General features: G+C 39.3%; 6 protein-coding genes. 2 read left to right on the forward strand and 4 right to left on the reverse strand.

The features are described from left to right. The first annotated feature begins 9 nt into the window (after positions 1-9). Together B5D29_RS06825 and B5D29_RS06830 are read left to right on the forward strand one after the other, a co-directional pair. Positions 10-669 carry a redox-sensing transcriptional repressor Rex gene (locus tag B5D29_RS06825; RefSeq protein ID WP_078768832.1) on the forward strand — a complete coding sequence of 220 codons (660 nt, stop codon included), beginning with the start codon at positions 10-12 and terminating at the stop codon, positions 667-669. A 21-nt stretch (positions 670-690) separates the two neighbouring features. Further along, positions 691-1,371 (forward strand): hypothetical protein, encoded by a 681-nt coding sequence (locus tag B5D29_RS06830; RefSeq protein WP_078768833.1) that lies wholly within the window; start codon positions 691-693, stop codon positions 1,369-1,371. A gap of 47 nt (positions 1,372-1,418) precedes the next feature. Here B5D29_RS06830 and B5D29_RS06835 read toward each other — a convergent pair whose 3' ends face one another. The 4 genes from B5D29_RS06835 to B5D29_RS06850 all read right to left on the reverse strand — a co-directional run bounded on the left by B5D29_RS06835 (position 1,419) and on the right by B5D29_RS06850 (position 7,746). Continuing rightward, positions 1,419-2,753: an MATE family efflux transporter gene (locus B5D29_RS06835; RefSeq protein WP_078768834.1), complete on the reverse strand. Its 1,335-nt coding sequence runs from the start codon at positions 2,751-2,753 to the stop codon at positions 1,419-1,421. A gap of 135 nt (positions 2,754-2,888) precedes the next feature. Further along, the gene (locus tag B5D29_RS06840; RefSeq protein WP_078768838.1) at positions 2,889-4,217 is read right to left on the reverse strand and encodes an MATE family efflux transporter; all 1,329 of its coding nucleotides are present in this window, start codon (positions 4,215-4,217) and stop codon (positions 2,889-2,891) included. 150 nt (positions 4,218-4,367) lie between these two features. Continuing rightward, entirely contained in the window at positions 4,368-6,302 is a 1,935-nt protein-coding gene (locus B5D29_RS06845; RefSeq protein WP_159443425.1) for a DUF5054 domain-containing protein, read from the reverse strand. A 130-nt stretch (positions 6,303-6,432) separates the two neighbouring features. Beyond that, on the reverse strand, positions 6,433-7,746 hold the full coding sequence (locus B5D29_RS06850) for a metallophosphoesterase family protein (RefSeq protein WP_078768836.1): 1,314 nt from the start codon (positions 7,744-7,746) through the stop codon (positions 6,433-6,435). Between the last annotated feature and the right edge of the window lie 212 nt (positions 7,747-7,958).

The following is a 7,958-nucleotide window of genomic DNA, read 5'->3' on the forward strand; positions in this document are numbered from 1 at the left end:
GTATATATTATGGCACAGGAAATTTCAATTTCTGTTATAAAGCGATTGCCTCGCTATTATAGATTTTTGGAAAACTTAAAGGACAATGGCATTGTTCGTATCAGTTCAAAGGAACTTGCCGAGCGTATGGGACTTACTGCGTCACAAATCCGCCACGATTTCAACTGCTTTGGCGGTTTTGGTCAGCAGGGCTATGGCTACAATGTTCCGGAACTTTATACAAAAATCGGCAAAATTCTTTGCGTGGACGCAGGTGTAAAAACAATTTTGATTGGTGCAGGTAACCTCGGCAAGGCTGTTGCTTCAAAGATTTTCACCAGACAGTCGGGTTTCAAACTCGTTGGTATATTTGACAAAAACGAAGCTATTTCAGGCAAGATTATTCAGGGTATTCCTGTTCGTCATACCAATTATTTGGAGAACTTCTGTATCGACAATCAGCCTGTTTGCGCAGTTATTTGTATTCCGTCAAACGATATGAAAGAACTTACCGATATGCTTTGCAGACTTGGCATCAGGAGTTTTTGGAATTTCTCAAATTTTGACATTGCAATGGCTCATCCGGAGGTACTTGTTGAAAATGTTCACCTCACCGACAGCCTTATGACCTTGAGCTTCCTTACAAGTTCAAGCAAGGAGGAGCTTGAAAAGATTTCCTCTGCCGAATAAAAAAGATGGGATTGACTGATTTTGATTAAAATAAGCAATAAAGAGATTATTGATGTTCTGAAATTTTCGGATGATAAGGTTATTTTGGTAGAAAAGAAGCCTAACCTTAATTCAGTTGGCTATGGTGTAAATTATTTTATTCTTAATTTTTCTACCGGTGAAAAAGAGATAATCACAAAGGATGCTTATCTTCTTAAAAAATACGGCACAAACAGAAAGCAGATTGCAGACAAACTCGGCAATTTTGTAACTCCGAGTGCTGTTGTTATGCCTGACAAATCGGTTCTTGTTATCTATCCTACGGGCGAAACAGGACTTTTTGATTCGGAGGGCGAGCTTGTCAAGGATGGTATTCTCGATTATAACGGCTCTCCTGTTTCGGGTATTGCAGTGGATGGCGAATGCTTTTGGTCTGTATGCCAAAAGGAGAATTGCGTCATTCGTTATTTCACCGATGGTGTCAAGGTTGACATCAGAGTCGGAACAGCAGAGCAAAATACATTCCCAAATCCGCATTTTGTTTCGTCGGATGATGAGTATGTTTATGTTTGTTGTGACCACCGCAGAGTCAGAAAAATTGACAAAAACGATTTCACCGTTTCGGATGTAAGAAAAACTTATACCGACCTTATGGGATATTACCGCTTCGGAAAATACGCAATCATCATCAAACATGATGGTGCATATTGCGATAAGGACTAAAACAAAAAGTAAAAACCTTTCGGATTTCGTAACCCGAAAGGTTTTTGTTATTTCAGTTTAACTGATCTTTTGTATACGATAATTGAAATTATTGCAGTCAATGCTTCTGCTATCCAAAAAGCGTTCCACACTCCGACTGCACCGACAGCCTTGCTCAATATAAATGCACTCGGCACAATGATAACAAGGTATCTGCAAAGAGAGATTATAAGCGATTGCACACCTTTGTTTAATGCTTCAAGAGCACCGCAACAGGTAACAGATACAGCCGATACAACAAAGCCACCGCTGATGATTCGCAACGCAGTTGCACCGACTTTGACGGTTTCTGCATTGCTTGTGAACAAAGAAATTATGTTGCTCGGAATTGTTAGGCAAAGCACTGTTCCCACCGCCATAATAACAGCAATCATAATGAGAACATAGTTGAAAATCTTGCGAACTCTTTTGTATTCCTTTGCACCGTAGTTATATGCAAGAATCGGTCGCATACCCTGAACAATGCCGTTTGCGGTCAAATAAAGAAATGTTTGCAGTTTGTAATACACACCGAGAACAAGCACATAAACCTGTGAAAATACCGCAAGAATTGCATTGAGTGACGAAATCAAAAGTGACGGCAACGCAAGGTTGAGTATTGCGGGAATACCGATTGAATAAAGTGCCTTGATTGTTTTTGTCGTGAGTTTAAAATAAGATTTGTCGATTTTAACATTTGTCGGCTTCTTTAAATAATAAATTAAGTAGATTAAAAAGGTTACAAACTGTCCGATTCCTGTTGCAATTGCCGCACCTTTAATGCCGAATTTTGGCACAAAACTCAATCCGAAAATAAATACAGGGTCAAGCAAAATGTTTGTTACGCAACCAACTCCAAGCCCAATCATTGTTATTTTCATATTGCCGAATGATTGAAACAGTTTCTCAAAGTACAGATTTAAGCTGTTGATTATTGTAAATAAAAATACAATTTGACAGTATTCAATTCCCAATTTTATGGTGCTTTCACTTGATGTAAACGCTTTCAAAAATGGGTGAATAATTATAATTCCACCGATTGTAAGCACAACACCGTGGATGAGAGAAAGTATAAATCCTTGGTTTGCTATATCGTTTGCATTCTTTATGTCTTTTGCACCGAGATAAAAGGCAATCAGTGCATTTATTCCAATACCAAAACCGATAACAAACGCATTGATGAAGTTTTGAACAGGGAAGATGAGCGATAGTGCCGTCATAGCATCCTCACTGATTTTCGCAACAAAGTAGCTGTCAAAAATGTTGTAAAGCGAATTTACACACATTGAAATTACCATTGGCAACGACATTGATATTATCAGCGGAAAAACCGCTTTTTCTTTCATAAAAGTTTCGCTTTTCATATATTCTCCTTTCGTTTGGACATAAAATAAGCCACACGACATCTCAGTCGTGTGGCGAAAAGGTGATATAAATCATCAGGAAAAATCCACTACATTAGTTTTCGTGAGCATATTATATCATAATATTTTCACTTGTCAAGATTTATTTAACCCCTTTGGCAACCACTTGCCAAATTTTGTGTAGATAATCATCAATACCATGCCTACAAACCACGAAATAGGGTAGAGGATGAACACGCCGTCAATTGTTGAATAGAATGGAAGTGCGATTTTTATCCACAAAATTCTGAATATGCACATTGAGAAAAGCAGAATTAGCATCGGCGGAACGCCTTTTCCTGCACCTCTGACCGTGCCTGCAAGTATATTGAGTATGCCAAGTAAAAAGTAAAACGGGCAAAAATATTTCATTGCAAGCTGACCATATGTTATTACCTCATTGTCCTTTGTGAATAATCCAAGTACGGTATGGGAGGTAAGCAAAATCACAACGCCGATAATCACTGTGTAAACAACACCCATTATCAATGCGTTCCACATACCTTTTTTTATTCTGTCCGGTTTTTTTGCACCTACATTTTGACCCGTAAATGTTGTAACCGCCATGCTGATGCTGAGTACCGGCAAAATGTTGAAGCCGTCAATTTTGAGGTATGCCGCATATCCTGCCATGGCCGTTGCACCGTAGGAGTTGACGCTTGACTGAACCAATACATTTGAAAATGAAATAACCATATTCTGTATTGCCGTAGGCAGTCCGACTCTTATGATTTGCTTTGCCGTGTTGCCGTGGATTTTCAGTTCTTTTACAATCAATTTGTAATCGGAATTAACACGCAGCAAATATCCCACTGCAAGAACACACGATAACGCTTGACTGATGTCGGTTGCTATTGCCGCACCCTTTACACCCCACTTGAGTGCTTTTATGAATACAAGGTCAAGTATGATGTTTGTAACCGACGCAATCGCAAGATAAATAAGCGGTCGTTTTGAGTTGCCGGCAGCATTGAGTATACCCGTAGCCATATTGTATATTACATTGAATATAAGTCCTCCGCAGTAGATTTGAAGATAAAGCACCGAATCTTTCAGCACACTTTTCGGCGTTTTCATCCAAATGAGCAAATCACGGCTGAATATAACACCTATTGCCGACAGAATTACACCGAGAATAATTGCAATGCACATTGCTGTATGACCTGCAAGCTTTGTTTTTTGTTTATCTCTTGCACCAAGATTTTGCGAAACTATAACACCGGCACCGACTGCCGCACCTTGACTGAATGCGATAATAAGGTTGATGAGTGCCGTGCCCGAGCCTACTGCCGCAAGTCCGTTGCTTCCTACAAAGTTGCCAACTATAATCGAGTCTGCCGTGTTGTACATTTGTTGCAGCAGGTTGCCGAGTATCAACGGAATGGAAAATATTATCAGCAACTTCCAAATGTTCCCCTCTGTCATCAAGAGGGTGTTTGATGAATGAATTTTGTTTTCTTTCTTTGCTTCCTGCAAAAAATCGCTTTCTTTCGTTACTTATTATTTCAACTGTATTATAGTAACCTTGTGCTTTAGTGTCAATAAGAATAATGTAATTTTAACAAAGAAGTTTGCCTAACATATTGTAAATTCAAAATATGCGTTGTCGCTGTACCAAAGAGGGAAGTTTGTTCCCCAAATATTGTCATAAAGAACATATGTCAAGCCATCTGAAAGTTTGCCGTATTTGTTGTCAAAATGCAAAATCTTGCCCTTTCCCACAGCAACAAGAGGGGAGTGGTAATTGACAAATTTTGTACCGTCAATTTCAACATTTTCAACTGCCGATAAATTTCGGTTTCCGTTTTCGACAATGTCAAACGGATTAATCCGCTCACCGATTTTTGTGTATGTGATGTTTTCTCCTTTAGGATAAAAGTGCAGCATAATGCTCTCGGGCAGACGATTTGCACTTTTGCCCTGCCAAATAACTTCAATGTTGATTTTACTTTCGGTAAGCGTGTATCTTATTCTAAAAGTTTTGGGTGCGCCCAAATCGTTGCAAAGGTACTTGTCAATTATTAAATCCGATATTAAGATGATTGCATTGTCGGATTTGTTGACGGACAGCCTGTTAAGCGTGTAATTAAATCTGCCTTGTTTGTATTTGTTCTTGATTTTGTCAATGCTCGGTTTGCCGAAATCAGGAATTGCCCAATCAGAAACTTTTTTTAGGTTTCTGCTGTAATGCTCAAACCAATAATCATAATCTTCGCTGCCGTATGAATTATATGTAACGCAAGGCTCGTGATTGTCACGGATTATCTCTTTTCCGTTAATGGTCAAATGCTTTATTCCGCCAAAGGAATTAATCGCAACCGAGCTGTTTTTCAGCTTGTATTCTTCGTCTACATTGCCCGGTTCGTTAAACATCGCAAACAATTCTTCACCATGTAATTTTTTCAGCAAGTCTTCCGCTTCGTTTTTGTGAGCGTTCGATAAGAGCGAAACTGCTTTTGCTATGTATTCACGCTGTTCTGCCCAGCTTTTTTCGATTTTTTTGTAATTTTCGCCGTGTCTTGCATTTTCAAAATCGGATTTCAGGTAATTACTGTATTCGCCGAGTGCAATTTTTACATCCATGCCGCAGGTGTGCTCTGCAAGACATAAGATGTTTTCGGCAAGATTTTTGTATTCCGCATCGTCACGGTTGAGGCTTCCGTCAGTCAGCCATTTGTTTTTTAGTCCGATAAGCGTGCGGAGTGCACCCGATTTGTACGGGTCTGCCGAGCTGCCGTGAATCCAAGTGTCGCCGATTTCCGATGTTATAACAGGCAGTTTGTCACGCACTTTCCATATTTTTTCTGCATAGTCATCAAGTGAGCCTGCAATAACTTCGTATTCCGGGTATTTCATCTGTATTTTTTTGATGCTTGCAAGTACTGCATCCTTCCCGCCGGAACCGTGATTGTCAAGTGTGTGGTCAAAATATAAGATGTCGTCAACATATTCGTTTTTGTAAGCTCCGCCATATTCACCCGAATAAATAACAACGATTTCGCTTTCACCCTGCTTCCACAAAAAGCATTCAGGTACTTTTGGCATTGCCGAAGCACCGTTAACGCCGATGTGGAGCAACTTTATTCCTTTTTCTGCAAGAAGCGGAATGAGTGCTTTTGTGTGACCCGGTACATCCGTCATTTTTGCCGATATTGTTTTCTTGCCTCGTATTTTGTCTATTGTATCAATCAGTGACAGTCCGTATTCAAGGCTGTCCCTGTCGAGCAGTTCGGTATGCAAAGTAAAGGGGAGAGCGTGTGCAACAATGTCACCGTTTTTTAGTGCCTTTGTAAGTGCCACCGCATTTTCTCTTGTGCCGTTTTTCAGTTCTTCACAAAGCAACCACGAGCCGGTTGTCCATACAAATTTTTTGTCTTTTGTATTTACACTTTCGGCTGTTTTTATGGCGTTCGGTATAAATTCGTCAAGATATTTTTTGCGTATGTTTTCCGCAAAGTCGGTAAATCCCAAATCAAGATGTGTTTTTGAAACTACGATAACCTTTTTCATATTTTCTCCCATACGGCAATCAAATACCATATAAATTCCGAGGCTTTTACATTCTTTTTGTCGGTACTGTAATTTATCGTACCGATTTGTGCTTCAGACATAATTGTACCCTTTTTATAATATTATATCGTTAATAATTATTTTTGTTTATTTTCAGCACGGCGTTGTTGTCTCTTTGGTTTTCGTCACCTATCATAGAAAGAATAAATGTGTCGAGGTCGGCTAAAATCGGATTTTTATTTTTTACTTTTTTCTCTATGATGTGTGTTATCGGATGAAGCCGCTTCAGCATTTTGCTCATCGTTTCATACATAGGTGTACCTTTTATATACGGCTCGTCACCCATAAATATGTTGCGTACCAATTCAATGCCCACATCTTTTGCAAGCCTGTTTTCAACGCTTTTGTCAGGCTTGAAGCACAGCAATCTTCCGATTTTTTTAACCGTTAATTTGTCAACCGCTTTCATTGCCGGCTTTGGCAAAATTTCGTGCATTTTTACTTCAATCATTCTGTCAAATCGCCATTTAAAGTATTCCTGTGCGGTTCTGCCGCCTTTGTCATAGTCAAAATCGTTTATGGTGTACGATTTGATGTTAACGGTGTTTCTATCTTCAAATGTAATTTTTCTGTACGCACACGGACAACCCACAAAACATCCCGTTTGCACATCCGTTATTGTGTTGCCGTTTTCGGTTTTATATTCCGTAACGGACTGAGCGTGCATATGCCCCGTAAAAATCAAGTCAACTCCTGCGTCGGCAAGTGCCGTTGCAACCTTTTCCCAATCTGTTAAATGGGCGTCACCGACTAAATTCATAATCGGCGAAAACGGCAAAAGAGGGTAGTGCGTCATTGCAAATATGTAGTTGCCGCTGTCATGGGCCTTTTTAACTTCATTCAGTGCCCATTCAAGCTGGTCGTCAAATATTCCTTTAAAGTTTTTTAAATCTCCGTCACAGTTCAGTGCAAGCAATCTTATTCCGTGGGTAAGCTGAATAACATACGACATGGTTTTTTTGTGTTCGGATATTGCTTCGTCAAAACCGAAATCTTTGTAGAATTCTCTCAGTTCCTCTCTTGGCATACCTTTAACAGGTATCATTTTGTCGCCTTCAAATTCAAAGGAATCACCGCTGTCATAGTCGTGCCTTGCAGTGATTAAATATATTCGCTTTCCTTGTTCTTTAAGTCTGTAAAGTCGTTCTCTGAAACCCACATGGCTTTGATATTCTCCTCTGTATATGAGGTCACCCGGTATCAAAATAACATCGGTTTCCTTGTCCTTTGCAAGTTGTGCAAACCCTGCGTCTATAATTGCCGGAGTTTCGGCAACGCATTTTTGGTCTGTTCTGCTTCGTCTTTCGTATGCCTCACCGCTTCGTTTGTACGAGTTGTCAAAGTAGTGAGTATCGGTTACAAGGTAAAAACTGAATTTATCCATTCTTTCATTCCTTTTGTTACTAATATAAAATATCACATTTTCAACTGATTTTTATTGGTATATATCATTGTATATTTACAAATGTGTGATAAATTTAAAATAACACATTTTTAATACAGTTTCAATGCTTAATCGATTTGTGCAAATAACAATCAAAATTTCAGGTTCAAGTCCGATAATAAAAGAGAGCAACAGCCCAAAGGCTATTACTC

Origin of the sequence: Eubacterium coprostanoligenes (assembly GCF_900167205.1) — a bacterium.
GTDB lineage: Bacteria > Bacillota > Clostridia > Oscillospirales > Acutalibacteraceae > Eubacterium_R > Eubacterium_R coprostanoligenes.